26 protein-coding genes and 1 pseudogene are annotated in these 26,882 nt (G+C 71.2%); 17 read left to right on the forward strand and 10 right to left on the reverse strand.

Annotated features, from left to right (window positions below; genetic code table 11):
• Positions 1-175 precede the first annotated feature (175 nt).
• Entirely contained in the window at positions 176-376 is a 201-nt protein-coding gene (locus CUT39_RS12740; RefSeq protein WP_408611144.1) for a transposase, read from the forward strand.
• Here the strand turns inward: CUT39_RS12740 and CUT39_RS12745 are convergent.
• Both CUT39_RS12745 and CUT39_RS12750 read right to left on the reverse strand, forming a co-directional pair.
• A complete protein-coding gene (locus tag CUT39_RS12745) occupies positions 330-827 on the reverse strand; it encodes a type II toxin-antitoxin system VapC family toxin (protein WP_100447156.1) in 498 nt (165 codons plus the stop codon). The genes CUT39_RS12740 and CUT39_RS12745 overlap by 47 nt on opposite strands.
• Positions 824-1,054, reverse strand: a complete 231-nt coding sequence (locus tag CUT39_RS12750; protein WP_157930668.1) for a hypothetical protein — start codon at positions 1,052-1,054, stop codon at positions 824-826. Before CUT39_RS12750 ends, CUT39_RS12745 begins: the two co-directional genes overlap by 4 nt.
• Positions 1,055-1,194: 140 nt before the next feature.
• Between CUT39_RS12750 and CUT39_RS12755 the strand changes: the two genes are divergently transcribed.
• The gene (locus CUT39_RS12755) at positions 1,195-1,977 is read left to right on the forward strand and encodes an isoprenyl transferase (RefSeq protein WP_100447160.1); all 783 of its coding nucleotides are present in this window, start codon (positions 1,195-1,197) and stop codon (positions 1,975-1,977) included.
• Here the strand turns inward: CUT39_RS12755 and CUT39_RS12760 are convergent.
• Positions 1,970-2,905: an ion transporter gene (locus CUT39_RS12760; protein WP_100447164.1), complete on the reverse strand. Its 936-nt coding sequence runs from the start codon at positions 2,903-2,905 to the stop codon at positions 1,970-1,972. The two genes, CUT39_RS12755 and CUT39_RS12760, sit on opposite strands and share 8 nt — an antisense overlap.
• Here CUT39_RS12760 and CUT39_RS12765 point away from each other — a divergent pair.
• The 11 genes from CUT39_RS12765 (at position 2,904) to CUT39_RS12815 (ending at position 13,930) form a co-directional block, all read left to right on the forward strand.
• Entirely contained in the window at positions 2,904-3,920 is a 1,017-nt protein-coding gene (locus CUT39_RS12765) for a permease (protein WP_100447167.1), read from the forward strand. The genes CUT39_RS12760 and CUT39_RS12765 overlap by 2 nt on opposite strands.
• Positions 3,911-4,621: a TIGR03943 family putative permease subunit gene (locus CUT39_RS12770; protein ID WP_198587105.1), complete on the forward strand. Its 711-nt coding sequence runs from the start codon at positions 3,911-3,913 to the stop codon at positions 4,619-4,621. Before CUT39_RS12765 ends, CUT39_RS12770 begins: the two co-directional genes overlap by 10 nt.
• A gap of 116 nt (positions 4,622-4,737) precedes the next feature.
• On the forward strand, positions 4,738-5,823 hold the full coding sequence (locus CUT39_RS12775) for a metal ABC transporter substrate-binding protein (protein WP_198587106.1): 1,086 nt from the start codon (positions 4,738-4,740) through the stop codon (positions 5,821-5,823).
• Positions 5,824-5,836: 13 nt separating this feature from the next.
• Positions 5,837-6,658 carry a metal ABC transporter ATP-binding protein gene (locus CUT39_RS12780; protein WP_100447171.1) on the forward strand — a complete coding sequence of 274 codons (822 nt, stop codon included), beginning with the start codon at positions 5,837-5,839 and terminating at the stop codon, positions 6,656-6,658.
• Positions 6,659-6,666: 8 nt separating this feature from the next.
• Positions 6,667-7,545, forward strand: coding sequence for a metal ABC transporter permease (locus CUT39_RS12785; protein WP_100447201.1), 879 nt, complete (start codon positions 6,667-6,669; stop codon positions 7,543-7,545).
• Between the two features lie 62 nt (positions 7,546-7,607).
• A complete protein-coding gene (locus CUT39_RS12790; protein WP_232805740.1) occupies positions 7,608-7,922 on the forward strand; it encodes an ArsR/SmtB family transcription factor in 315 nt (104 codons plus the stop codon).
• Positions 7,923-7,949: 27 nt separating this feature from the next.
• Positions 7,950-8,333 (forward strand): Fur family transcriptional regulator, encoded by a 384-nt coding sequence (locus CUT39_RS12795; RefSeq protein ID WP_100447205.1) that lies wholly within the window; start codon positions 7,950-7,952, stop codon positions 8,331-8,333.
• Positions 8,334-8,343: 10 nt separating this feature from the next.
• On the forward strand, positions 8,344-8,703 hold the full coding sequence (locus CUT39_RS12800) for an antibiotic biosynthesis monooxygenase (RefSeq protein ID WP_100447174.1): 360 nt from the start codon (positions 8,344-8,346) through the stop codon (positions 8,701-8,703).
• Positions 8,700-9,287 (forward strand): hypothetical protein, encoded by a 588-nt coding sequence (locus CUT39_RS12805; protein WP_100447177.1) that lies wholly within the window; start codon positions 8,700-8,702, stop codon positions 9,285-9,287. Before CUT39_RS12800 ends, CUT39_RS12805 begins: the two co-directional genes overlap by 4 nt.
• Before the next feature lie 202 nt (positions 9,288-9,489).
• Positions 9,490-12,387, forward strand: coding sequence for a hypothetical protein (locus CUT39_RS12810; protein WP_100447179.1), 2,898 nt, complete (start codon positions 9,490-9,492; stop codon positions 12,385-12,387).
• Between the two features lie 166 nt (positions 12,388-12,553).
• Positions 12,554-13,930 carry a glycine--tRNA ligase gene (locus tag CUT39_RS12815; protein WP_100447181.1) on the forward strand — a complete coding sequence of 459 codons (1,377 nt, stop codon included), beginning with the start codon at positions 12,554-12,556 and terminating at the stop codon, positions 13,928-13,930.
• On the opposite strand, the gene CUT39_RS12820 is transcribed toward CUT39_RS12815, so the two are convergent.
• Positions 13,927-14,745, reverse strand: a complete 819-nt coding sequence (locus tag CUT39_RS12820) for a hypothetical protein (RefSeq protein ID WP_100447183.1) — start codon at positions 14,743-14,745, stop codon at positions 13,927-13,929. The two genes, CUT39_RS12815 and CUT39_RS12820, sit on opposite strands and share 4 nt — an antisense overlap.
• Before the next feature lie 73 nt (positions 14,746-14,818).
• On the opposite strand from CUT39_RS12820, the gene CUT39_RS12825 reads away from it, so the two are divergent.
• Complete coding sequence (locus CUT39_RS12825) at positions 14,819-15,907, forward strand: hypothetical protein (protein WP_100447185.1); 1,089 nt, start codon at positions 14,819-14,821, stop codon at positions 15,905-15,907.
• A 13-nt stretch (positions 15,908-15,920) separates the two neighbouring features.
• Here the strand turns inward: CUT39_RS12825 and CUT39_RS12830 are convergent, their stop codons facing one another.
• Positions 15,921-16,415: a hypothetical protein gene (locus CUT39_RS12830; RefSeq protein WP_100447187.1), complete on the reverse strand. Its 495-nt coding sequence runs from the start codon at positions 16,413-16,415 to the stop codon at positions 15,921-15,923.
• 385 nt (positions 16,416-16,800) lie between these two features.
• Here CUT39_RS12830 and CUT39_RS12835 point away from each other — a divergent pair, with 385 nt between their 5' ends.
• Positions 16,801-17,877: a hypothetical protein gene (locus CUT39_RS12835; RefSeq protein WP_100447189.1), complete on the forward strand. Its 1,077-nt coding sequence runs from the start codon at positions 16,801-16,803 to the stop codon at positions 17,875-17,877.
• Between the two features lie 12 nt (positions 17,878-17,889).
• Here CUT39_RS12835 and CUT39_RS12840 read toward each other — a convergent pair whose 3' ends face one another.
• Entirely contained in the window at positions 17,890-18,714 is an 825-nt protein-coding gene (locus tag CUT39_RS12840; RefSeq protein ID WP_100447191.1) for a hypothetical protein, read from the reverse strand.
• 68 nt (positions 18,715-18,782) lie between these two features.
• Here CUT39_RS12840 and CUT39_RS12845 point away from each other — a divergent pair, with 68 nt between their 5' ends.
• Positions 18,783-19,865 carry a hypothetical protein gene (locus tag CUT39_RS12845; RefSeq protein WP_100447192.1) on the forward strand — a complete coding sequence of 361 codons (1,083 nt, stop codon included), beginning with the start codon at positions 18,783-18,785 and terminating at the stop codon, positions 19,863-19,865.
• 32 nt (positions 19,866-19,897) lie between these two features.
• Here CUT39_RS12845 and CUT39_RS12850 read toward each other — a convergent pair whose 3' ends face one another.
• The 3 genes from CUT39_RS12850 to CUT39_RS12860 form a co-directional block, all read right to left on the reverse strand.
• The gene (locus CUT39_RS12850) at positions 19,898-20,095 is read right to left on the reverse strand and encodes a hypothetical protein (protein WP_157930670.1); all 198 of its coding nucleotides are present in this window, start codon (positions 20,093-20,095) and stop codon (positions 19,898-19,900) included.
• 270 nt (positions 20,096-20,365) lie between these two features.
• Positions 20,366-21,529, reverse strand: coding sequence for a tRNA dihydrouridine synthase DusB (gene dusB / locus CUT39_RS12855; RefSeq protein WP_100447195.1), 1,164 nt, complete (start codon positions 21,527-21,529; stop codon positions 20,366-20,368).
• 26 nt (positions 21,530-21,555) lie between these two features.
• Positions 21,556-23,697, reverse strand: coding sequence for a hypothetical protein (locus tag CUT39_RS12860; protein WP_100447196.1), 2,142 nt, complete (start codon positions 23,695-23,697; stop codon positions 21,556-21,558).
• 280 nt (positions 23,698-23,977) lie between these two features.
• Here CUT39_RS12860 and dnaG point away from each other — a divergent pair, with 280 nt between their 5' ends.
• Positions 23,978-25,843: a DNA primase gene (dnaG, locus tag CUT39_RS12865; RefSeq protein WP_100447198.1), complete on the forward strand. Its 1,866-nt coding sequence runs from the start codon at positions 23,978-23,980 to the stop codon at positions 25,841-25,843.
• A 52-nt stretch (positions 25,844-25,895) separates the two neighbouring features.
• Here dnaG and CUT39_RS12870 read toward each other — a convergent pair.
• Positions 25,896-26,882: pseudogene (locus CUT39_RS12870) on the reverse strand (carbohydrate-binding domain-containing protein); the annotation flags it as partial.

Consider the following 26,882-nt stretch of genomic DNA (forward strand, 5'->3'; position numbering starts at 1 on the left):
TGTGATCCCGGCGATACCGACACCCCGGACACCGGCGCGGCCTGTTCGATGAGGCCATAACCGACGACAGCGAGCATCTCATGCGCAAGATCTGCGAGGGCTTCGAGGCCGGGCTGGGGGAGTTCAACGGCGAGAGCGCGACCACTTGCACCTGCTGGTCGGCTACCCACCGAAGGTGTCGATCTCGCGGCTGGTCAACTCGCTCAAGGGCGTCTCGGCGCGCAGACTCCGCTATGAGTTCACCGGCCGCGTCAACCGCTCGATCATGCACGGGCACTTCTGGTCCCCGTCGTACTTCGCCGCCTCCTGCGGTGGCGCGCCCCTATCGATCATCGGCCAGTACCTCGAGCAGCGGCAACGCCCCGCACAGCGGTAGGGCGTTTCATCCCCGCCCAGAAGGACAGGGCTTTCACACCAAAGCACGGTAAGAACTCGGGTACCACGATTTCGCAGCGGGTTCCCGGCGCGTTCGCGAGCCGTTTGTCATAGGTCCAGAGCGGCGCACCGAATCGTTCGGCGAGCGCGATGTAGGACGCATCGTACGGCGAGACGTTGTGCCGGAGCTCCCAGATGCGGTCGTGGAACCGCCGGTGGGGGACGCGTTCGGCCTCGAAGTCGTCGAGGTCGGTGACCGCGGCCGCTGCCCGCTGGTCACTGAGCTTGCCGTGACGCTGGTATTTGCGGAGGATCGAGAAGACCTCGATGTCCAGGAGGTCCGGAGCGGCGGTGGCCTCCGTCGCGTCCATGATGCTGCGGCGCAGGTGGAATGATCGCTCGTTCCCGCCCACCAGTATCTCGGCGACGACCGAGGCGTCGATTACGATCACCGGGCGTCCCGATCTTCGCGAAGGAGCTCTGCGGCCTCCTCGCCGGTCATGTCGATCCCTTCGCGGTGCTCGATTCGCTCGAACAGTTCGGCCGTCGTGGGGCGTCGTGCCTCACGGGTCAACTTGCGGAGCAGGAACTCCTGGAGGGACATGCCCTCGATCGCGGCCCGCTTGCGCCAGATGCCGTGCACATCATCCGGCACCTCTTTGACCTGGATGTTCTTCATGGATGCAGTGTAGCTCTTCTGCATGCGTCTAGCATATTTTTCATGTGAACAGAATCCGTGCAATGCGAGTCGGTCGGTGTGTCGTTGAGGCGAGAACCTCGTGACTAGGATCGGGTCCGGCCAGAAGACATGGAGGAGCCGTGAGCCGCGAATACGAGAGCCCGAAGCCGCATCCCTCCGGGGCGAAGCCGCCGGCCATCCCCAGGGAGCTGATCCCCGGGCACGTCGCGATCGTCATGGACGGCAACGGCCGCTGGGCCAAGCAGCGCGGCCTCAAGCGCACCGCCGGGCACGAGATGGGGGAGTCGTCGCTGTTCGACACCATCGAGGGCGCCATCGAGCTCGGCATCGGCACGGTCTCGGCCTACGCCTTCTCCACCGAGAACTGGCGCCGCAGCCCCGACGAGGTCCGCTGGCTCATGGGCTTCAACCGGGACGTCATCCACCGCCGCCGCGACGAGCTCCACGCCATGGGCGTCCGCATCCGCTGGGCCGGGCGCCGCCCGAAGCTGTGGAAGAGCGTCATCTCCGAACTCCAGGTCGCCGAGGAGATGTCGAAGCGAAACGACCGGATCACCCTCCAGTTCTGCGTCAACTACGGCGGCCGCGCCGAGATCGCCGATGCCGCCGCCGCGCTGGCCCGGGACGTCAAGGCAGGCCGGCTCAACCCCGACCGGATCGGCGAGAAGACCTTCGCGAAGTACCTCTACAACCCCGACCTGCCCGACGTGGACCTGTTCCTGCGGCCGTCGGGGGAGCAGCGCACCTCGAACTTCCTGGCCTGGCAGTCGGCCTACGCCGAGATGGTCTACATGGACGTGCTGTGGCCCGACTTCGACCGCCGCGACCTGTGGCGGGCCTGCGAGGTCTACGCCCGCCGGGACCGGAGGTTCGGCGCGGCCGAGCCGAACCGGGTCACCTGAACGGAGTGAACTCCCGGCCCCGGGCCTGGTCCTCGGCCAGTCGGTCCACGGTGGCCTGGAGCCGTTCGATGCGTTCGAGCAGCACCGCGGTGTCGGCCGAAACCCGGCCGTCGGTGTCGTCGAGCCGCTGCGCCTCGTCCATCGAGGCCAGCACCACCCCGATGAGCAGGTTCATCAGCAGGAACGCCGCGAACAGCACGAACACCACGAAGTACGGCAGCGTCCAGGGATTGACCGCCATCGACTCGCGGATGGTGCTGCCCAAGTCGTCGAAGGTGAGCATCTGCAGCAGCACCAGCAGTGTGGACCCGATCGACTCGAACCGGTCGACATCCTCGCCGAACGCGATCCACCCGATCATGCCCCACAGGTACATGACCACCCCGGTCAGCGCGAACACGCCGCCCGACCTCGGCAGCGCCTTGCCCATCGCCACCAGGATCATCCGCAGGTTCGGCATCGCCCGGAAGATGCGGGCGATGCGCGCCAGCCGCAGCAGCCGAAGGATCGTCACGTTCTCCCGCAGCCCCGGCAGGAACGAGGCCACCACGATCACGAAGTCGAAGACGTTCCACCCCGACCGGAAGTAGCGCCACGGGCGGCGGCCGAACGACACCAGCCCCACCACGACTTCGAAGGTGAAGAAGCCCAGGCACACGTGGTCGGTCCAGACCAGGAGCCCGCCCACTGAGGACATCGCCCCCTCGAAGGTCATGGCGCCCAGCACGGCCCCGTTGACGAGGATGACCGCCATCGACAGGACCTGAAATCGCCTGGCGCGCAGTAGCTGACGGCAGAGTCCGGGAACGCTCGGGACCGGCGTGCCCACGGGCGGGCCGGAAACGGGGGGCGAAGCTTGCACTCGGACAGGGTAATCGCTCGCGGCTCCACCGGCCGGGCGAGCCTTGCGGCGTCCCACCATCCGCATGCCGCAGAATGGAACCGTGAGCCGAGACTCCGCCGAGACCGACGCCCGCGCCCCGGCCCGGCCCCGGCGCCGCGGCCCCACCTCCCTGGAGGCGCTGGCGCTGCTGCTGGTCTTCGGGCTCACCGCCCGCCCCGGCCTGATCGAGCTGTTCGGGAACGAACTCGCCCAGGCCTGGGTCGCGCGGTTCACCGCCGTGATGGTCCAGGCCGTCCCGTTCCTGGTCGGCGGCACGGCCCTGGCGGCCGCGATCGGCGCGTTCGTCCCCGCCGACTTCTTCGGCCGCGCCGTCCCGCGCCGCACCGCCGTGGCCGTCCCCGTCGCGGGCCTGTCCGGTGCCGTCCTGCCCGGCTGCGAATGCGCCTCGGTGCCGGTGGCCGCCTCGCTCGTCCGCCGCGGCGTCGCGCCCGCGGCCGCGTTCACCTTCATGCTCGCCTCGCCGGCGATCAACCCGATCGTGGTCGTCTCGACCTTCGTGGCCTTTCCGAACGACCCCGAGATGGCCGCCGCCCGCTTCGCCGCCTCCCTCACCGCCGCGATCGCCATCGGCTGGCTCTGGGCCAGGCTCGGCAGGACCGAGTGGCTGCGGCTGCCGGCCCACCGCCACCACCCGGACGGCAAGTGGGCCGCGTTCCGGTCCGGGATGCGCCACGACTTCATCCAGGCCGCCGGATACCTCGTCATCGGCGCCGCCATCGCCGCGACCCTGAACACGCTGGTGCCCGAGACCTGGCTGGCGGTCGTCGCCGACCACCCGGTCCTCGGCGTCCTGGCGCTCGCCGCGCTGGCGGTCCTGGTGTCGATCTGCTCGGAGTCGGACGCCTTCGTGGCCGCCTCGCTCACCCAGTTCTCGCCCACCGCCAAGCTCGCGTTCATGGTGGTCGGCCCGTTCGTCGACGTGAAGCTCGCCGCCATGCACGCCGGGACCTTCGGTCGGCGCTTCGCGGTCCGGTTCGCGCCCGCGGCGTTCTGCGTCGCGGTGGCGGCGGCGGTCGCGATGGGGGCGGTGTGGCTTTGAGCAGCGACGCGCAGGCGGTGGTCCTGCTCCTCCTCGGCGGCGGCCTCATCCGGCTGGCCGCCACCGGCGAATACCTCAACTACGTCAAGCCCTACGCCTTCTGGCTCATCCTCCCGGCCGGGCTGGTGCTGGCCGCGCTCGCGGCGGCGACCGCCTGGGCCGCCTGGCGGGACCGCGCCGAGGCCCGCCCCGGCTGCCACGGGGAGTCGCCGATCGCCTGGCTCCTGCTGGCCCCGGTGGTCGGGATGCTCCTGGTCGCCCCGGACGCGCTCGGCTCCTACGAGGCCGAGCGCACCGGCACCGCCCTCGGCGCCGAGGAGGGCCGCTCGACCTACCCGGAGCTGCCGGAGGACGCCGATCCGGCGCCGCTGACGCTCATGGACTACGCCGCCCGCGCCGTCTACGACGACGGCCGCACCCTCGAGGGCCGCCGGATCCGGCTGCGCGGGTTCGTCGTCCACGAAGGCGGCGAGCCGCGGCTGGCCCGCATGGTCGTGGCCTGCTGCGCGGCCGACGCCCGCCCGGTCAAGGTGGGCCTGGAGGGGGACGTGCCCGCCGGTCTCGAACCCGACCAGTGGATCGAGGTCGTCGGCGCCTACACCCCGCGCCAGGGACGCGACGAGGTCAACGGCGCGCTCGTCCCCTACATCGAGGTCGAATCGGTCGCCGCCATCGCGGCACCTGAAAATGAATATCAGTGACAACGGTCATGCCCGATCCGCAGCCGACGGCGTTTCCCCAGTTGGGGGACGCGGGGCATGAGCTGCCGATCCATTAGCTGTTGACAATGATTGTCATATCTGGGCAGGCTTTCCCCATGAGAAGAACACTCTTCAGCCTGCCCGTCGCCGGGCTGCTCGCCGCAAGCCCGCTGGCCGCCTGCGGCGGCTCGGCCTCGTCGGCCGACGACGGACTCGACGTCGTCGCCGGTTTCTACCCCCTCGCCTTCGCCGCCGAGCAGATCGGCGGCGACCGCGTCGAGGTCAACAACCTCACCCCCGCCGGTGTCGAACCCCACGACCTCGAGCTCGCCCCCAGCGACATCGCCGCCATCGAGGAAGCCGACTTCGTCGTCCACCTCGAAGGCTTCATCCCCGCCCTCGACGAGGCCGTGAGCCAGTACGCCTCCGACAGCGCCCTCGAGGTCTCCTCCGCCGTCGACCTCATCGGCTACGACGACACCGAAGCCTTCGAAGGCGGCCACGACGAGGACGAGCACGCCGACGAACACGAAGACCACGACGATCACGCCGACGAGGACGAGCACGACGACCACGACGGCGAACACGAAGACCACGCCGACGAGGACGACCACGCGGAGGAAGACGATCACGCCGACGAGGACGGCGACCACGGCCACGACCACGACGAGCTCGACGGCACCGACCCCCACTTCTGGCTCGACCCGGTCCGCTACGCCGCGGTCGGCGAAGTCATCGCCTCCGAGCTGTCCGCGATCGACGCCGACGGCGACGACGACTACACCGAAGGCGCCGCCGCCTTCACCGAGGACCTCCACGAACTCGACGAGGAGCTCGCCCAGGGCCTGGCCGACCGCACCGATGACGACATCGTCACCTCCCACGCCGCCTTCGGCTACCTCGCCGACCGCTACGGCCTCCACCAGGTCGCCATCTCCGGCCTCAGCCCCGACCAGGAGGCCTCCTCGCAGCGCATGGCCGAGATCGCCGAGTACGTAGAAGAGCACGGGGTCACCACCATCTTCTTCGAGACCCTCGTCTCCTCCGACATCGCCGACACCGTCGCCGCCGAGACCGGCGCCGAGACCGCCACCCTGAATCCGCTCGAAGGCCTCACCGCCGACGAAGTGGGCGAAGCCGACTACTTCAGCATCATGCGCGACAACCTCGCGGCGCTGCAGGGCGCGCTCGGCTCGGACTAGGCACAATCGAGCCATGCCCGTAATCGCAACCCGCGGCGCGACCGTCTCCTACGGCGGTCGCGCCGTCGTACGCGGCGCCGACCTCGACGTCGAACCCGGAGAAGCTGTGGCCCTCATGGGCGCCAACGGATCCGGGAAATCCACACTCGTCAAGGCGATCGTCGGACTGGTACCCCTCGCCTCCGGATCGATCGAGCTGTTCGGCACCCCGCAGCGCCGCTTCCGCGCCTGGAGGCGCGTCGGCTACGTCCCCCAGCGCACCGGCGCCGCCTCCGGAGTCCCGGCCACCGCCACCGAAGTGGTCTCCCAGGGCCGCCTCGCGCACCGCCTCCTCGGCCTGCCCTCCCGCCGCGCCGACCGCGACGCCGTCGGCCACAGCCTGGCCGAAGTCGGCCTCGCCGACCACGCCCACTGCGCGGTCGACACCCTCTCCGGCGGCCAGCAGCAGCGCGTCCTCATCGCCCGCGCCCTCGCCACCGAACCCGAGATCCTGATCATGGACGAACCGACCGTCGGCGTGGACGCCGAGACCCAGGCCGCCCTCGCCGCCGTCATCGCCGACCGCGTCGACGCCGGCTGCGCCGTCCTGCTGGTCACCCACGAACTCGGCCCCCTCACCGACCGGCTCGACCGAGCCGTCGTCCTCGCCGACGGCGCCGTCGTCCACGACGGCAGCCCCCCGCGACCGGTCGGCGAGCACGCCGACCCCGCCCACGAGCACATGCACCCGCACCCCTCGCCCCACCCGCACCCCGAACCGGACGCGGCCCTGCCCCGGCTGCCGTTCGAGCGCCCGAACGACGAACCCGCCGACGACACCTGGGGCGTCCAATGAGCCTCGACCTGTCCCTGTTCGAATACGAATTCATGCAGCGCGCCCTCATCAGCGCCCTCGTGGTCGGCCTGTGCGCCCCCGCCGTCGGCGTGTTCCTGGTGCAGAAGCGACTGGCGCTCATCGGCGACGGCCTCGGCCACATCGCCATCACCGGCGTCGCCATCGGCTTCCTCACCGGAACGGCACCGATGTGGACCACCCTCGCCACCACCGTCGCCGCCTCGATCGTCATGGAACTGCTGCGCAGCCACTCCAAGACCTCCGGCGACGTCGCGCTCGCCATGATGTTCTACGGCGGCATCGCCGGCGGCGTCTACCTCACCGGCATCGCCTCCGACAAAGGCGTCGCCAACCTCCACCAGTTCCTGTTCGGCTCCCTGCTCACCGCCGGCTGGACCGAGGTCTGGGCCATCGCCGCCGGAGGCGCCGCCGTCGCCGGCCTCATGCTCGTCCTGCGACCCTGGATGTCCGCGATCTGCGCTGACGAGCAGTACGCCCGCGTCGCCGGCCTCCCGGTCGCCGGACTCAACCTGCTGCTGCTGATGACCACGGCCGTCACCGTCTCGGTCTCGATGCGCGCGGTCGGCCTGCTCCTGGTCAGCGCCCTGCTCGTGATCCCGGTGGTCACCGTCCAGCAGTTCACCCGGTCCCTCCGCGCCACCATGTTCGGCGGCATGGCCGCCGGACTCCTCATCGCGGGCGCCGGCGTCACCGCCTCCGCGGTCCAGGACGTACCGCCGGGAGCGACCATCGTCCTCATCGGCGTGGCCTGCTTCGTCGCCACCGCCGCCGCGGCCAGCCTCGTGCGGCGCGCCCGGCGCACCTGGCGCCGCCACCCGCCCCCCACAGGCGAACCGCTCGAAGTCGAAATCCCGACCAAGGCGTGACGGGCATGAGCCGGACGCCACCTGGGCAGGCCGAACGGCTCCCGACGCGATACTTTTGCGAGGTGCGGACGAAAACCGAGCTAGCCGAGTCCACCCCCGCCGACTACGAGTCGGCGGGAGAGCTGCTGCGGGCGCTCGCCGCGCCGCTGCGGATCGCCATCGTCATGGAACTGGCCCCCGGGCCCAAGGTCGTCCACCAGATCGTGGAGACGCTCGGGGTCGCCCAGCCGCTGGTCTCGCAGCATTTGCGGGTGCTCAGGGGAGCCGGTATCGTGCGCGGGACCCGCTCGGGCCGGGAGATCTCGTACAGTCTCACCGACGACCACATCGCCCACATCGTCACCGACGCCGTCAACCACGCACGGGAGGAACGCTAAGTGGCCGCCAAGCCGCCCGCCGAGAACATGGCGCGATCCACCAAGCAGCGGACCGCGATCCTGGAGCTGCTGGAGGCCGACGACGCCTTCCGCAGCGCCCAGGACCTCCACGCCATCCTCCGCGAGAGCGGCTCCAAGATCGGGCTGACCACCGTCTACCGCACCCTCCAGGCCTTCGCCGACGCCGGCCTGGTCGACGTCACGCGACTGCCGGGCGGCGACCACCTGTACCGGCGCTGCGCGGCCGAGGAACACCACCACCACCTGGTTTGCCGCAACTGCGGCAAGACCGTCGAAGTCGCCGGTCCCACCGTCGAGCGCTGGGCCGGCAACATCGCCGCCGAGCACGGCTTCACCGAGGTCGGACACACGCTCGAACTCCACGGCCTGTGCGCGGCGTGCTCAAAGTAGGCTTGACACGATGCTGGTGCTGTATCGTTTCGCCATCGCGGAGCGGGAAACGGAAGAATTCGCGAACGAGGCCGAGACCGCGCTGGCGGCGCTCGCCGCCTGCGACGGCTACGTCCGCGGCGGCCTGAGCCGCGCGGTCGACGAGGACGAGACCTGGCTGCTGTGGACCGAGTGGAGCGGCGTCGGGGTCTACCGGCGCGCCCTGTCGAACTACCAGGTGAAAATGTCGACGCCGTTGCTGTCGCGGGCCCTGCCCGAGGCCTCCGGCTTCGAGCCCCTCGCCGAGTGCGCCCCGGGCGCCGCGCCGGTCCGCACCGGTTCGGACCGCTCGGACGACCCCGACCTGGCCCGACGGGAGTCGCGGCGATGAGCGACCGCCCCGACCACCCGCCGGCCGAGACGCAGGAGCCTCCCGAGACCGAGGACACGCTCGGCCTGCCGCCGACCACCGGCGCCGAACCGGCCGACCCCTCGCCCGCGGAGGCCCGGCGGGAACCGCAGGGCGCTCCGGTGCCGTTCGCCGCCCCGCCGACCGAACGAGACGGCGGCAAGTTCGCCCTGCGGCTGGTCTTCGGGATCCTCGGCGGCGGCGCGCTGATCATCGCCGTCGTCCTGGGCCTCGTGATCTCCTACGCCGTGTACGTCAACTCGGTGTTCGACCAGATCCACACCACCGCCGAGGAGTTCATCGCCGACGTCGACGGCGAGCGCTGGGACCGGGCCCACGACAGCCTGTGCTCGGAGATGCGGGAAGACCCGGTCGAGCACTACGTCGACGAATGGCGCTCCTGGGAGACCGACGACGCCGAGGTCCGGTCGATCCTCCAGAGCTCCAGAGGCGACGCCGTGCCGGTCCGGCTCGGAGACGGCACGACCATCGAGCTGGACGTGATGCTGGACCAGGACGGCCAGTCCCTGGACATCGCGGTGTGCGGCTGGCGGACGGTCGGGTAGCACCGCGCCGGGCGGATGTCGACATCCGTTGGGGCGTGCCGGGGTTTGCTAGTCTGACTCACGCCGACGGACCTCCGAGCGAAGCAGGACGCACCGTGCCCGAGACAGCGCCCACCTCCCGCACGTTCCGAGTGGACCCGCCGTCCCACCTCCGCCAGCGGCTCCTTCCCGAACCCACTTGAATACCTCACAAAGGACTGACATGGGTACTCCCGACCCCGACGACATCTGGCGACTGCTCAACGAGGCCCGCTTCGAAGAGGCGAGCGAGGCCAAGGTGGCGGCGATGGAGCGGGCCGTGGAGGACGCCGACTCCCTGGGGGACGCGGAACTCGTCAACTACGCCCTCAACGGCCTCGTCGACGCCTACGAGTGCTCCCGGGACTCCACCCGGATCCTGGCGCCCTTCGCCCGCCTCCTGCGCAACTTCGACACCCGGCCCGAGCACTTCGACGACTACCTCACCCGGTCGCTCTACTGGACCTTCAAATGGATCGTCGAAAAGATGATCCACCAGCCCGACGTGCCCCTGGAGTCGGTCGAGCACTGGCTGGAGGAGATGCGGAGCCGCTACGCCGCGGCCGGCTACTCGATGCACGCCGTCCACGCCTACGAGATGGAACTGGCCTTCCACATCGGCGACTACGGCCGCGTCGCCGCCGCCATCGAAGCCCTCGGAGCAGCCGAGGAGGACGACATGAGCGACTGCCCCGCATGCCAGTACACCTCGCTGGCCACCATCGTCCTCCACGCCGAGTCCGACAGCGCCGACGCCTGCCTCCAAATGCTCGACCCCGTCCTGGACGGTGAGCACACCTGCGCCCGCGAACCCCACTACGCCCTGGCCCTGTCGCTCATCCCGCTGGTCGAACTCGGCCGCACCGACCAGGCCCGCGCCAACCACCTCCGGGGCTACGTGATGTGCAAGGGCAAAGAGGACATGGTCCGCATGATCGCGCTCCACGCCGAGTTCTGCGCGCTCACCGGCAACGAGGCCCGCGCCGCCGAGATCCTCGCCGACCACGCCCACTTCCTCGACCTCGACCTGGCCGCGCTCGACCGCCAGCGCCTCCTCGAAGCCACGGTCCTCACCTGCAGACGCCTCGCCGCGCTCGGCTTCCCCGAGACGGCCGTGCTCGGACCCGGCGGGCAGGAGCGCACCGCCGCCGAACTCCACGACTGGGCCGACGCCGAACGCCGGGCCGTCGTCGCCCGGTTCGACGCCCGCAACGGCAACGACCACCACTCCCGGACCTCCGAGACCCTGGTCGCCGCCACCCCCTACGACCAGGCCGTCCACCTCGGGCTCAAGGAGCTCCGGCCGCGTGGGCCCGACTCGCTCATCGCCGCCGAACCGGTCGAGAGCCTCGACCTCGACAAGGCCATCGACGCCGCCTACGACGCCTTCGACGACTGCTCGGTCGACACCTGGAAGGCCTGGCTCCGCGTGGGCGCCATCGCCGACCGACTCGGCATCGAGCTCATCGCCGAGCACCGCGCCGAGATCGCCCACGCCGAATCGGCCGAATCCGACGACCCGGAGGCCGTCCTCGACGGACTCGCCCGCGCCTCCGAGCTGTTCGGCGTCGCCGGGCAGCCCGGCCGCGCCCTCGTCGCCGACGCCTTCGCCCTGATGCACCGCGCCGAGGCCGAACCCGAGCGGACCGGCGAGGGCGCCGCCGCCGTCGTCGCCGCCGGGGACCGCCTCCGCGCGGAGCGGCGCATCGACGACCGCAGCTTCCACACCAGCCGGGTGCTGGCCATGCGCGCCGAATACATCGCCGCCGCCGGAGACCCCGCCCGCGTCGCGCCCGATCTGGAACCCCGCGCCCGGGACCTCGAGGCCGAGCTCGCGCGCCTGCCGGAGGCGCGCTGGACCCTCATCCGCCGGTGCGACCTGACCGATCTGCGCGCCCGCGTCACCGCCGACCCCGGGGCCAGGATCGCCTTGCTCCGCTCCTGCCTCGATCTGGGCCGCGCCGCCGAGGCCGACTGGGCCGTGGCCCGCGCCAACGCCGACCTGGCCGACCAGTTCGCGCTCGCAGGCGACTTCGGGACCGCCATGCGGTTCTCCCAGGACGGGATCGCCGCCGTGGGTTTGAGCACCGGCCGCAGCATCGCGGGGAAGCTCCACCTCCAGGCCGCCGAGTTCTCCATGCGGCTGGGCGACCACCCGGCGACCTACGAGCACGGCCTCCGGGCCTCGGTCCACTGCGACGCCGCCGGCATGGTCATCCCGGCCGCCATCGCCCGCCACCTCATGGGGGTGGCCCTGGTCGAGCAGGACCGCCGCGCCGAGGCCGTCCCGATCCTCGAAGCGGCCCTCACCGACCTGCCGGAGGGGGAGCTGTGGCGGGTCTGCAACGTCCGCTTCAACCTCGCCGAGTCCTACGACGAGCTCGACGAGACCCGCCACGGCGTCGAACACGGGCTCGCCGCGCTCGCGCTGATGGAGGCCGCCGAGGACGAGTACACCGCCCGGCTGTACGCCGACACGCTCTTCCTCACCGGCGAGCTGCTCGAGAAGCTGGGCGAGCACGACCACGCCCTGGAGATCTACACCCGGGCCGCCGAGGCGGCCGAGCGGCTGGGGGAACTCGCCTCCTGGACCCGTGTCAGCCGCGCCCGCGTCTGGCTGCTGCGCGCCGTGTCCGGTGACGACGCCTTCGCCGAGGGCCTCCAGGCCATGGCCCAGCTCGCGGCCCGCCTCCAGGCGGTCCGCGCCGACCCGGCCGCCCCCGAACCGCTGCAGGAGACCTGCCGTTTCGAGCTGGGGGAGACCTACCGCCAGCACGCCCAACTGACCTTCCAGTTCCTGGAGAGCCAGGCCGGGGAGCCGGGGCTGCGTCGCGAGGAGGCCGAACCGGTGCTCGACCTGCAGCGACGTGCGCTGTCGGTCTTCCGCGACGGGACGCTGCTGCTGGAGCGGGCGAGTCTGACCGCGCACCAGACCATGTGGCTGCTCGGCGAGCTCGGCGACGTGCCCGGGGCGATCGCGGTGGGGGAGGACGCGCTGTCCTGGCTGGCCGCTCCGGAGTTCGCCGAGGCCCGCGAAGGCTTCGAACAGCACCTGGACGACCTGCGGCGGGGCGGTCAATAGCCCCCGGAGGGCCTGGGGCCGTCCCGAGGTAGGCTTGCCCGGCGGTGGCCGCAGCGGCTCCAGCCCGCTGCGAATCCGATCGACGGGGCCGCCGTCCGGAGCAGCGTCTGCTCCGAACAACCATCCGCAGTCTCACCGACCGCCAGCCGGATCGAGAGGAATAATCGTGTCCCAAGACCGTACCGACACGCTCATCAGCCTGTGCAAACGCCGCGGCTTCGTCTTCCCCAGCTCGGAGATCTACGGAGGCACCCGCTCGGCGTGGGACTACGGACCACTCGGCGCCGAGCTGAAGGAGAACATCCGCCGCGAGTGGTGGAACGCGGTGGTGCGCAGCCGGGACGACGTGGTCGGCATCGACTCGGCCGTGGTGCTCAACCGGCAGGTCTGGGAGGCCAGCGGCCACCTCAAGGAGTTCGTCGACCCGCTCACCGAGTGCCAGTCCTGCCACAAGCGCTTCCGGTCGGACCACCTGATCGAGGCCTACCAGGACAAGCACCACGGCCGCGAACCCGAGAACGGCCTGGCCGACCTGGCCTGCCCGAGCTGCGGCGCCCGGGCCTCGTTCACCGAGCCGCGCATGTTCAACGGCCTGATGAAGACCTTCCTCGGCCCCGTCGAGGAATCGGAGAACGAGCACTTCCTGCGCCCGGAGACCGCCCAGGGCATCTTCGTGAACTTCACGAACGTGATGACCTCGGCCCGCAAGAAGCCGCCGTTCGGCATCGCCCAGACCGGCAAGGCCTTCCGCAACGAGATCACGCCGGGCAACTTCATCTTCCGCACCCGCGAGTTCGAGCAGATGGAGATGGAGTTCTTCGTCGAGCCTGGCACGGACGAGGAGTGGCACGAGTACTGGATCGACCAGCGCTGGAACTGGTACCTCGACTTGGGCATCAAGGAGGAGCACCTGCGGCGCTACGAGCACCCGAAGGACAAGCTCAGCCACTACTCCAAGCGCACCATCGACATCGAGTACCGGTTCCGCTTCGGCGGCAGCGAGTTCGGCGAGCTCGAGGGCATCGCCAACCGCACCGACTTCGACCTGTCGGTCCACGCGGCCCACTCCGGCACCGACCTGTCCTACTTCGACCAGGCCAAGGGCGAGCGCTGGACTCCCTACGTCATCGAGCCGTCGGCGGGTCTGACCCGCTCGGTGCTGGCGTTCCTGCTGGAGGCCTACGACGTCGACGAGGCCCCGAACACCAAGGGCGGGGTCGACAAGCGCACCGTCCTGCGGTTCGACCCGCGGCTGGCGCCTGTCAAGGCCGCCGTGCTGCCGCTGAGCCGCAACGAGAAGCTGTCGCCGAAGGCGAAGGACCTGGCCGCGCGGCTGCGCCGGCACTGGAACGTCGACTTCGACGACGCCGGGGCGATCGGCCGCCGCTACCGCCGCGCCGACGAGATCGGCACGCCGTACTGCATCACCGTCGACTTCGACACCCTCGAAGACCAGGCGGTGACCATCCGCGACCGCGACTCGATGAAGCAGGAGCGCGTCTCGCTCGACCAGGTGGAGCGGTACCTCCTCGAGCGCCTTTAGCGCGGTCTCCATGAGGACGGGCCGATCTCAATGCGATCGAGGTCGGCCCCGTCCGGTATCGCGTGTTCGGGCAGGTCGAGATGGTGGACCGAGTTCCCGCCCGGCAGGGGCCGGTCCCAGTCCCGGTCCCACAGCGGCTGCGCGGCCGCCGACCTGCCGCCGACGATGTCGCCGGTCTCGTCGCGGAACACCACCGCCGCCCCCCATAGAGAGTCGTCGGTCCGCGTCTCGGCCTCGAACTTGATCCGGACGCCCCCTGCGGGGGCGAACAGCGGGACGACGTCGATGTCGGCGACCTCGATCGGCTCAGGTCCCTCCTCGGGATCCGGAGACCCCTCGCCGTACGAGGACGCTTCGATGACCGCAAGCGACAGCTCAGATGCGCTGGGGTCCAGCATCCCGGGGTGCTGGAAAGTCGAACCCAGGTAGAACTGACCGCCGGGCGGGATCCCGGACAGGCTCAGGTCGGCGAGCGACAGGTGCGTCCCGTCCTCGCGTTCGAACCGGACCCGGAGCCCGGCGCTTGCCGTCTCCGTGCCGGTGTTGCGGACGATCGCGCCGACCGTTCCGCGCTCGTCGCCGGAGTCGTCGCGGACGGTGCCGAACCCCGACTCGACGATCCGGACCTCGGCCGGTTTCGGTTCGGGAGCGGAGCCGACGCCGTCGTAGCGCGGGATCTCTTCGACCGCCGTGGTGCGGTCGACGGACCCGAAGTGGCCGTGGTCGAAGGCGACGGCGAGCAGCAGTGCCGAGACGGCCAGCGCCACCAGGAACGGCAGCCGGCCGAACCGGTTGAGGCGCTCGGCGGTCGGCATGGGAATGTGAAGACCTCTCGCGCGATAGTTGGAATGCGCCGCCACGATAGCAGCCGATATCCAAGGAGGGCTTGTGTCCGAGCAGTCGGCGTCCGGCGAGATCCGCCTCGAGATCGAGGGCGACCCCGATCCCGCTCCCGCGCCCCGGAGCCGGTTCGCGCTGCCGCGCGTTCCGAACTCGGCCCTGACGCTGGCCTCCGTGTTCCTGCTGGCTGCGGCCACCGTGGTAATCGTGCTGAAGTGGTATCCGTGGGGTCCGACCCCGGCCGAGGAGGCGGTGGCCGAGTTCCTGAACGCCGCCCGCGACGGCGAGGTCGAGCGGGCCCTCGGACTGGCCGGGACCGACCCCGAGGGGGAGTCGCTGCTCGATCCCGCGGCCCTCGACGGCCGCTGGGAGATCGGCGAGATCACCCAGGTCGCCTTCCGTGACGACGATGGCGGCCGCGCCGCCGAAGTCTACGCCGAAATCGAATCCGGAGCCGGGCAGCGGGTCGGCGAGCGCTTCACCGTGTCCCTGGACGGCCCCGAGCCGGTCGTGACCGACGGGGTCGTCGGCCTCGAAGTGCTCGGCAACGATTCCGGGGCCACCGTCAACGGGGTAGCGGTGGGCCGCCCCGGATGGGAGACGGTGGTGAAGCTCCTGCCGGGGGTCTACGAGCTGCGGGCGACGCCGATGTGGCCGTTCGAGGCGGAGCCCGAAACGGTGCTGGTGCTCGGCGAGCAGGCTGCGCACGAATCCGTGCGGCAGCAGATCGACGGCCTGAACACGCCGCGGCCGACGATGTCCGACGGAGGATGGGAGGCGATCGACGCGGAGGTCCGGGACTTCCTCGACTCCTGCCTGGAGGCGCCGGGCGACGGCTGCCCGTTCGAGTTGCCCGACGACCCGCGGATCACCGATCCCGGCCGGTGGGAGATCGCCTCCTATCCGAGCGCGACCGCGGACCCGCTCTTCTACATGCCCAGGGGCGTCGAACTCACCACCCGGGTCCCCGGTGAGGCCCGCATCGAGGCCACGGTCGCCGACGACTCCCCGGCCGCGGTCACCCTCGCGTGCGACCTCCGCGTCGAGGGCATCGTCGCCGCCTTCGACGAGGACGGCGAAGCCGAATTCGACTGGGGCCAAGCACCGGCCTGCGGCCCGGCGGTGGTGATCGACTGACCCCGGACCCCGGTCACCACGGTGAAGGGCCGACCTCGACCCGGTCCAAATCGGCCCCGTCCGGTATCGCGTATTCGGGCAGGTAGAGGTGGTGGACCGAGTGTCCGCCCGGCAGCGGCGCCGACCGATCGTCCGTCCAAGTCGGCCTCTCCGCCGCCGTCATGCCGCCGACGATGTCGCCGGTGTCGTCGCGGAACAGCACCGCGGCAGTCCACCGGTACTCCTCCGGCGGCATCTCGGCCTCGAATTCGATCCGGGTCCCCGCCGGCGCGAAGAGTGGAGTGATGTCGGTCACATTCAATTCGGGGGCGGGGCCCGGCTCGAAGGGCGATAGCATGATGCTGTCGGGGTGCCGCGCTTCGTCGATCTCGAGCCGGAGGGCGGCGACGTCGGCCGCCGCGGGGATCGGGAAGACCGAACCCAGGTACACCTCCTCGCCAGGCTGGATCCAGGGCACGCTGAATTCCTCGAGGAGGGCCTCGTTGTTCTCGGCCAGACGCGAGCGCACCGACAGCTCGGCGAGGGCCTCTTCCTCTCCGGCATTGCGGATGACGGCGCCGACAGTCCCCCGCCGCTCCCCGTCCGCATCGCGGGCCGTCCCGAAGCCCGATTCGACGATCCGGACGTCGGTCTCGCCCGCCTCCCCGGCGGCGGGGCCCGCCTCGGGGCCGCCCTGCGGGATCTCCTCGACGGTCGCGATGCGGTCGTCGGATCAGTTGCCGTCGTGGTCGATGGCGACCGCCAGCAGCAGGGTCGAGACGGCCAGGCCGACCAGGAACGGCAGCCGGGGGGACCGGTTGACGTGCTCGGCCGCCGGGATGCGCATCTGAGGACCTTTCGTCCATTCACTACAATCGGTCGCCTCGATGGTAGTCCCTGGTTGAGGAGTATTCGTGTCCGAGCGGTCCGCGCACGGCGAGATCCGGCTCGAGATCGAGGGCGACCCCGCCCCCGAGCCCGAACCGCGGACCCGCCGCCTCGCCCTGCCCCGCGTGCCCAATGCGGCCCTGGCGGCGGTGACGGCGCTCCTGCTGGTCGCCGCGACAACGGTCGCTGTAGCGAAGTGGCAGGCGGGCGGCCGGACCACGGCCGAGGAGACCGTGCTGGAGTTCCTGAACGCCGCCCGCGACGGCGAGGCCGATCGAGCGCTCGAACTGGCAGGCGCCGAATCCTGGGACGAACCGCTCCTCGACCCGGAGGCCCTCGACGGCCGCTGGGAGATCGGCACGGTGTCCCAGGTCACCTTCCGCGACGACGGCCGCGAGGCCGTGGTGTACGCCGAGATCGAGACCCGCGACGGCAACCGGGTCGGCGACCGGTTCACCGTCGACCTCGACGGCCCCGATCCGACGGTCACCGACGGGATCCCCGGCATCGACGCGGGCGGCGTACACCAAGGCGTCGCCTTCAACGGGATGGAGGAGCCCGACGGCGAGTTGTCGGACCTGCGGCTACTCCCGGGCAGGTACGAGATCGGGCGCGCGACGTGGTGGCCGTTCGAGACCTCGGAGGATACGGCGCTGGTGCTCGGAGACCAGATCAAGCTCGGGTCGCTGCGGCAGTTGGACTATCTGCCGAGCGCGGGACTGCTGACGCTGTCGGAAGAGGGGCGCGAGGCGGTCGAGGCGGCGGTCCGGGACTTCCTCGACGCCTGCCTGGAGACGGCCCAGGGCTCCTGCCCGTTCGTCTTGCCCGAGGGCGAGCGGCTGACCCGCTCCGGCCCCTGGGAGATCGCCTCCTATCCGAGCTTCGGCGACCGGGTGACGGGGATACAGTTCGGCCGGTTCGAACTCAGCACCAGGTACCCCGGCGAGATCCGGGTCGACGTCGCCGACGAGGCGGCCGGGACGGTCACGATCGCCTGCGACCTGCGGTTGGAGGGTGTTTCCGTCAACTTCTTCGGGGAGGGCGTGGCGAACCTCCAATGGGGAGCCGAACCGCCCTGCTCGGCGGCGGTCGCGGTCGACTGATCCCGGCCGGGGTCACCACGTCGAGGGGCCCACCTCGACCCGGTCGAGGTCGGCCTCCTCCGGGATCGCGTGCTCGGGAACGTCCAAGTGCTGCTCCGAATCCCCCTGCGGCAGCAGGGTCACATGGTCGGGATCCGCCAGCGGCCGCCCGGCTCCCGACAGGCCGCCCACGATCTCGCCGGAGGCGTCGCGGAACAGCACCGCCGCCGTCGACCACAGTCCCGCATCGGTCGGCACGTCGGCCGTGAACACGATCCGGGTCCCCTCGGGGACGAACAGCGGGGCCGTGCCGGTGACCGCGAACTCGGGCAGCCGCTGCGGCTGGACGAGCGGACCCGTTTCGCCGCCGGTGATCTCGTACGCGTTGTCGATCTCCAGCGACAACGCCGATGCGTCCGGGACCGCCTGGGGCACCTGGAAGTACGAACCCAGGTAGATCTCCTCGCCCGGAGGGATCCAGGGCGCGTTGAGCTGGGTATGGAACAGGTTCGTGTCGCCGTCGATGCGGGAGCGCACCCCGAACACGGCGGTCGCCGCCTCGGATCCGGAGTTGCGCACGACCGCGCCGACCGTCCCCCGGCGCTCGCCGTCGACATCGGCGACCATGCCGAAACCCGACTCGACGATCTCGACCTCGGCCGAGTCCCCGTCGCGTTCGTTGAGCAAAGCGCCCTCACTCTCGGCCAGCGGGAGTTCCTCGACGGTCGTGACGCGGTCGTCGGCGCCGTATCCCTCGTGGTCGACGGCGACCGCCAGCAGCAGCGCCGAGACCGCCAGCGTGACCAGGAACGGCAGCCGCGGGAGCCGGTCGGCGCGCTCGGTGATCGGCACGGGCATGTCCGGACCTTTCCGTCCAATCGCTACAATATGCGGCCACGATAGCAGTCGAAGGCAGAGGAGCCCTCGTGTCCGACCCGTCCGCACCCGGCGAGATCCGGCTCGAGATCCAGGGCGATCCCGAGCCCGAACCGCGGACCGGCCACCGCCCCGCCCCGCCCCGCGTGCCGAACGCGGCCTTGGCGGTGGTGACGGCGCTCCTGCTGGTCGCCGCAGCGGCGCTGGTGCTGGTGAAGTGGCATCCGGGGAACCGTACCGCGGCCGAGGAGGCGGTGGCCGAGTTTCTGAACGCCGCCCGCGACGGCGAGGTCGAGCGGGCGCTCGAACTGGCCGGGACCGAGCATCGCGGCGAGCCTCTCTACGAGCCCGAGGCCCTCGACGACCGCTGGGAGGTCGCCACGGTGGCCCAGGTCGAGTTCGACGACGACGACCAGGAGGCCGTGGTCTACGCCGAGATCGAAGGGCACGACGGCAACCGGGTCGGCAACCGGTTCACCGTGGAGATCGGCGGCGACGCACCGGTGGTCGCCGACGGGATCGCGAGCATCTTCACGACCGGAGTCTCCTTCGGCGTGTCGATCAACGGCCTGGAGCCGACCGGAGACGAGGTCAACAACCTGCGGTTCCTGCCGGGGCTGTACGAGATCCGCGAACCGGGGACGTGGTACTACGAGGAGGTGGAAACCGAGGTGCTTGTGCTTGGAGACCAGGTCAAGAGCCGAATGATGGCGCAGCAGGGCCTCGATTTGCCGTCGCAGCCGACGCCGCTGTCCGAGGCCGGGCGCGAGGCGGTCGACGCGGCGGTGAGGGACTTCCTCGATACCTGCCTGGAGACGCCCGGGGACCCCTGCCCGTTCGGGCTGCCCGACGACGACCGGCTGACCCGGACCGGCCCCTGGGAGATCGCCTCCTATCCGGAGTCCGCCCCGCAGTCGGCGATCTACGTGTACAACAGCATCGAGCTCGCTACCAGGGCCGCCGGTGAGGCCCGGGTGGAGGTGGAGGTCGCCGGGGAGGCGGCCGAGGCGGTCACGATCGCCTGCGACCTGCGCGTGGACGGTGCGAGTGCCCACTTCGCCGGGGAGGGCGAAGTGGAGCTCGAATGGGATCCGGCCGAGACGGCCTGCGAGACGGCGGTCGCTGTCGATTGATGCGCCGGACCGCCGTTCTCGAGACTGGGGGATCAGTCGGTGTGGACCACGCTGTCGCAGTCGATCCAGGCGGCGGTGTCGCTGTCGTCGGTGTGGGTGACGGAGTAGTGGACCGTGCTGACCGACGCCCACGGTGAGGCGGGGTCGGCCGGTGCTTCGACGGAGGATCGCCCGTCGGACGGGTCGTCACTGCTCGCCTCGGTCGAGGCGGTCTCCAATTGCTGAGTCATGGCTTCATCTCTCGCCCTTGTCCGATGTTTCGAACGCCGGAGCGACCGTTTCGCTCCTGAACGTCCCACGAGTTGAACGCATGAGAAGCTCACATGGTTTCGCCCCTGAGAGCGGACTCACAGCCAACGCGCATGGACCAGGGTAACCGCTTCCCCCTCCGATCGCCTAGCGGTTTCGTGCCACGATTGGGTCGCAACGCCTTCGCCGCCAAGGTTTCCCGCCGCGATCGCGCGATCGGTCACAGTGAGCGATCTCGCGCTTCCGGCCGGTCATCCTCCGGAGGTGTCGAGCTCGGCTCCAGCCGGCACCGAGCGGTCGTCGCGGTCGGCGAGCCAGCCCTCCGGGAGGGCGACCTTCCCCGGACTGTTCGTCCGGCCCCGCGGCTTGCCGAGCGTCTCGACCGGGAACGGCGCTTCGGCGTCGAGCTTGCCCAGCAGGTCCTCCAGCTCGGCCAGGCTCGAGACCGTCGCCAGGGCGCGCCGCAGTTCCCCGCCCACCGGGAAGCCCTTGAGGTACCAGGCCACGTGCTTGCGGAACTCCTTGCAGCCGTGCTCCTCGGCGGAGATGTTGCGCCGGGCCTCGAACGACTCGGCGTTCGCGATCCAGTCGACCAGGAGCGCCGCGTGCCGCGCCATCACGGAGGCGACCTCGCCGAGCCGCGGCAGCCGCCGGTCGCCGCGGCCGCCGAAGGCCGACTCCAGGTCGCCGAACAGCCACGGGCGCCCCAGGCAGCCGCGTCCGACCACGACCCCGTCGCACCCGGTCCGCTCGACCATGGCCAGCGCGTCGTCGGCCTCCCAGATGTCGCCGTTGCCGAGCACCGGCACCGACAGCGCCTCCTTGAGGGCGGCGATCGCCTCCCAGTCGGCCGTGCCCGAGTACCGTTCGGCGGCGGTGCGCCCGTGCAGGGCCACCCAGGCCGCCCCGGCGTCCTCGGCGATGCGGCCGGCGTCGAGGTAGGTGGGGTGCTCGTCGTCGATGCCCTTGCGCATCTTCACCGTTACCGGTATCCCTGCCGGCGAGGCGGCCGCGACCGCGGCGGTGACGATCTCGCCGAACAGCCTCCGCTTCCACGGCAGCGCCGAACCGCCGCCGCGGCGGGTGACCTTCGGCACCGGGCACCCGAAGTTGAGGTCGATGTGGTCGGCCAAGTCCTCCTCGACGACCATCTCCACCGCACGCCGCATCCCGCCGGGGTCGACCCCGTAGAGCTGGAGGCTCCGCGTCTCCTCCCCGGCGTCGAACTCGATCAGGCGCATGGTCTTGGGGTTGCGCTCCAGCAGCGCGGCGGTGGTGATCATCTCGCACACGTAGATGCCCGCCCCCTGCTCGCGGCAGAGCTTGCGGAACGGCAGGTTGGTGATGCCGGCCATCGGGGCCAGCACCACCGGCGGGTCGACGGGTTTCCCCGCGAGCGAAAGCTGATCGGTCACCGGTCGATTATCCCTGCCGAGTCCGCCTACTCCAAGTCCACCGTGACCGAGGCGTCGAACGGCATCCCGGCGACCTCGTAGGCGCCGGCGTAGGTGATGCCCTCCTCGCCGAGCGAGCCGCCGCCGGCGGGCAGGGCCGACCCGACCAGGTAGGAGTGCAGCGCCTGCCCGGAGTAGTCGCTCACCAGCAATGCCACCGCGTTGCCGCCGTAGTCGGCGACGTCCAGGTTCGGCGTCTCGCGTGCGCACACCGGGTCGCTCAGGCGCGCGTCGCTCAGCTCCGAGGTGACCGCGCCGTCGGCGATCCACCGCACGGTGGCGTCGCCGCGGCTGGTGGCGACGAAGCCGCCGCTCTGCTGCGCGGGCTTCAGGCAGGTGGGGTTCTCGCCGACCTCGACGGCGGCGGTCTCGGCCAGCTCGCGGTCAAGGTGGTGGACCACGCCGTCGCGGGTGGCGACGGCCAGCGCCTCGCCGTCGGCGGCCACGTCCGTGACCTCCGCGCCGAGGTCGGCCGGTTCGGCCGCGGCCGCGTCGAGTTCGAATTCGGCGCCCTCGTAGTGGCGGTCGGCCAGGCCGGTCAGCGCCGGGGCCAGGTCGACGACGGTCGCCTGCTGCTCGGGCTGGGAGCCGACCAGCGCGTATCCGGCGGTGGCGACGGTGTCGGCGTGCGGTTCGTCGGCGAGCGTGGCGCGGCTCAGCGTGAGCGATCCGGCCGAGTTCGACCAGGCGTCGACCGAGGTCGGGGCCGTGAACGGCAGTTCGACCTGCCCGAGGATCTCGGCGGTGCCGAAGGCCCCGGTGTTGGGCAGTCCGGGGTAGGGCTCGGACCAGCTCGACCGGTAGTGGCCGGACTGGTCGGCGAGCGCCACCACCACGAGCGAGCCGGTCTGCGACTCGGGACTCCAGGTGGTCACGAGCGCCAGTTCGTTGCCGTCGGTGAGGGCCAGGTCGGTCGGGACGTGTCCGTCCGGCAGCGGCAGGCAGGTGCCGCCCTGGGCGCCGCTGATGCCGGTGGTGGCCAGCAGGCCGCCGGAGAAGGCGATGACCGCGTGCGCGTTGACCTCGCTGCCGTGCTCGGGTCGGGCGAGGGCCACCGGGGCGCCGAGGTCGCCGCCCTGGTCGGCGATGCATTCGGCGGTGGAGCCCTCCTCCAGCTCCAGTTCGGGCGTGCCGTCCTCCGAGAATCGGCCTCCCGCACGCGGCCCGACGTCGATGACCTCGTCGTTCGCCTCCACGACGGTGACGTGGTCGACTCCGGACAGTCCGTCCTGCTCGGTCACGTAGGCGAGTTGGCCCTGCACGGTCCGGTCGGCCGCGCCGAAGAGCGGTTCGGGGGAGCCGCCCTCGAGCGCCGGGAGCTCCTCGTCGGCGCCGTTTCCGCCGGCTTCGCCGTGGCGCCAGGCGAACCATTCGGCGGTGCCGACGGCCCCGGCCAGTTCGGCGTAGCGCTCGGGGGTGAACTCGTCCTCGGCGGCGTTCTCCTCGCCCGGGGCGTCCGGTTCGGCCTGGTCGTTTCCGCCGGAGGGTTCGCTGGCGGGCGGGCCGCCGAGCATGATCACGATGGCGATGATGAGACCGAGCGTGATCACGCCGCCGATGCCGTAGATGGCGTAGCGCACGCCGGCATGGGTGGGCGGGGTGGTGACCTTCTTCTCGGTCTGCGCCGCGGGCTCCGGCGGCTCCTGCCGCGGCGGTGCCGGTGGCTCCGGTGGCGCGGCGGGGGCGGGCGGTTCGGGCTGCCGCTGCTGCGGGAAGGCCCCGGGTTGGAGGCCGCCGGCCGGGGGACCCGCGTCTTCGTACTGCTGCTCGGGCGGGAACGCGTCGGGCGCGTAGGGCCGGCCGGGGTCCGGTTCCGGCGGCGGCTCGCCGAGGCCGGTGTTCGGCGGCGGCCACGAGGCGCCCTGGGCGGTCCAGCCGCCGGTGCGCGCCTGCTGGCTGATCCAGTCCTGGTTCTCCGGCGGCGGCCACAGCGCGCCGCTCGACTCCCCGCCGCCCCATTCGCTCTGGTGCGGCACCTCCGAGGCGGCCGTCTCCGGCCCGGGTCCGGGCGGTTCGGGGGGCGGGGCGGCGGCGGTCAGGTCGGCGTAGTCGCCCGGGGGCGGCGCCGGGCTCTGCTGTCGGGGATCGGACTCATCGGTCGGTTCCTCTTCCGGGGCAGAGGGAGGCATGTGACCCACCCCGCGTGCTCTGATGCGGGGCGGATTGGTGGGAGTGGCCGCGGGTTCGCTGGCCGGTGGCCAGGCCGGCGGCTGCTCGGGCGATGGGTCCGGCATGATAGGCGACTCTAGCGGATCGGGGCGCGCAGCAGTGAGGCGTGGTCGGGAAACGAGTGACTCGGGGACATGCTAGTGCCGGTGCGTTCCCGGTCGGGTTCACAGCCGCGGCGGCCGCCCCCGCCGCGTCGGGGCCGGCAGGCAGAATGGGGGAGTCTTCGAAGTGAGGTGAGTAGTGGCGGGCCGAATCCGAGACGCCGACATCCAGCTTGTGCGCGACCGCGTCGACATCGCCGAGATCATCGGCGAACGCGTCACCCTGCGCAATGCCGGAGGCGGCAACCTGAAGGGCCTGTGCCCCTTCCACGATGAGCGCTCGCCGAGTTTCAACGTCACCCCCGCCCGCGGCGTCTACCACTGCTTCGGCTGCGGTGTCGGCGGCGATGCGATCACGTTCCTGACCGAGCTCGACGGGCTCGGCTTCGTGGAGGCGGTCGAGCGCCTGGCCGCCCGCGCCGGAATCAATCTGACCTATGAGGACGTCGACGGCCGGGTCCAGCGCGGACCGGCCGCGAAGCCGGGCCTCAAGCAGCGCCTGCTGGAGGCCCACGCCGAGGCCGCCGACTTCTACGCCGCGCGCCTGACCGACGCCGAGGCCCGGATCGGCCGCCGGTTCCTGGCCGACCGCGGCTTCGGCCGCGACGCCGCCGCCCACTTCGGCTGCGGCTACGCCCCCGACGCCTGGGACGCGCTCACCAAGCACTTGCGCGCCAAGGGCTTCGGCGCCGAGGAGCTGACCGATGCCGGGCTCGCCAAGCCCGCGCGCTCCGGCAGCCTCATCGACCGCTTCCGCCGCCGCCTGGTCTGGCCGATCCGCGACTCCTCGGGCGCGACGATCGGCTTCGGCGCCCGCAAGCTCTTCGACGACGACCAGGGCCCCAAGTACCTCAACACGCCCGAGACGGCCCTCTACAAGAAGTCCCAAGTGCTCTACGGGATCGACTTGGCGCGCAAAGAGATCGCCAAGAGCGGCCGGGTGGTGATCGTCGAGGGCTACACCGACGTCATGGCCTGCCACCTCGCGGGCGTCCCGGTCGCCGTCGCCACCTGCGGCACCGCCTTCGGTCCCGAGCACACCCGCATCCTCCGCCGCTTCCTGTTCGACTCCGACGACGCCGGCGGCCGCATCGTCTTCACCTTCGACGGCGACGACGCCGGGCAGCGGGCCGCCGCCAAAGCCTTCGACACCGAGCAGCGGTTCGTCTCCCAGACCTACATCGCCGTCACCCCCGACGGCCAGGACCCGTGCGAACTGCGCCAGAACCGGGGCGACGCGGCCGTCCGCGAACTGATCGAGCGGCACACGCCGCTGGTCCAGTTCGCGCTCGACCGCGAGATCGCCAAGCACGACCTCGACACCGCCGAAGGCCGCCTCCACGCCACGCGGGCGATCGCCCCGCTGCTGGCCGGGGTCAAGGACCGCGGCCTGGTCGAGGAGTACCTGGGCGATTACGCCGGCCGCCTCGGCAAGGACAAGGCCGAGCTGCAGAGCGCGGTCAAGGCCGCGGCCGCGGGCCGGTCGGCGCCCGAGCCGGTCCCCGCCCAGCGCCGCTCCCGCGAGGCCGACTCGACGCAGCTCCGCGCCCAGCGCGAGGCGCTCAAGGTCGCCCTCCAGCACCCGCAGCTCGCCGGCCCGTACTTCGACGCGGTCGACGCCACCCCGTACACCGACCCCAATTACCGTGCCGTGCGGGAGGCGGTGGCCGCCGCCGGAGGCGCGGCCGCGGCCGCCGCGGGCGCGAACTGGATCGCCGCGGTGGCCGCCGCCTGCACCGAGCTGGCCGCGTCGGCACTGGTCAACGAGCTGGCGGTGGAGGAGCTGTTCATCGACCACGAACCGGACGCGGTCTACGTTCGGACGCTGCTGGCCCGCATCCAGCGCCCGGTGGTCGAAGCCGAGGTCGCCGACCTCAAGGGGCGGCTGCAGCGGCTGAACCCGAGCACCGACAAGGACGAGTACATGTCCCTGTTCGGCAAGCTCATGTCCTCGGAGCAGCACGTCCGCTCGCTGCGCGACCAGGCCGCCAACGCCGTCGAGTGACCGAGAGCCCGGGGCCGCGGGTTGTGTCCGCGGCCCCGTTGTCGTCCGGTGGTTAGCAGATGTCGATGCTGGCGTTGCCGGAGAGGTTCCAGGTGGAGTTGTCGGCGCAGGGTGATTCGCGGACCGAGGTGTTGTTGACCGTCAGGGTGATGTCGGTGTCGCGGGTGTTGGCGAATTCGCTGCGGGCGGCGATGCGGACTTCGCCGCCGCCGTCGACGGTGCCGCCGGCGATGGTGTAGTTGTAGCAGTTCTCGATCAGGATGGCGTTGTTGCCGTTGCCGGCCAGGTCGACCTGGCCGATGCGGACGCCGCCGGATTCGGAGACGCAGAAGATGCCGCGGCCGCCGCCGCGGGAGACGACCCGGTCGACGTAGATGTTGGTGGCGTAGGAGCCGTCGGCGAGCCTGCCGGCGCGGTTGGCGGTGCGGAAGGTGGCGTAGCCGGTGCCGGAGGCGACGTTGTCGCCGTCGACCAGCCCGATGTTGGCGTTGCGGGTGTTGTTGAGCAGCAGGCCGGCGTAGGCGGTGTTGCGGGCGACGACGGTGCCGATCTCCAACCCGTCGACGTTCCAGGTCTCGACCCCGTGGTTGCCGGCGCCGTTGACGTAGACGTAGTCCATGGTCACGTTGGAGCTGGCCGGTTCGTCGCGTTCGAAGCGGATGCCGATGCCGCCGTCGAGGTTGAGGTTGATCTGGCCGAGGTGGAGGCCGTTGTTGCCGAAGAACCGCATCCCGAAGTACGGGTCGCCGGTGAGGTCGAGGTGGGGGATGGACACGTTCGAGGTGTTGGTCGACTCGATGGCGCCGCGGCCGCCGTTGTTGCCGGCGTTGATGGTGCCGCAGCCTTCGAAGGTGCGGTTGCTGGGGATCCAGATGGTGCTGCCGCCGATGGAGCCGGAGGCCATGACTGAGACGCGTTGGCCGTTGCCGAGGGCGTCGACGGCGGTCTGGATCGCGGCCCGGTAGTCCCCGCCGGTGTAGACGGTGCTGCCCCCGTGCTGGGCGGTGTAGTTCCCACTCGAGCCGGTCACGGTCGCATC

The sequence above is a fragment of the Glycomyces xiaoerkulensis genome, from assembly GCF_002798405.1.
Lineage (GTDB): Bacteria > Actinomycetota > Actinomycetes > Mycobacteriales > Micromonosporaceae > Glycomyces > Glycomyces xiaoerkulensis.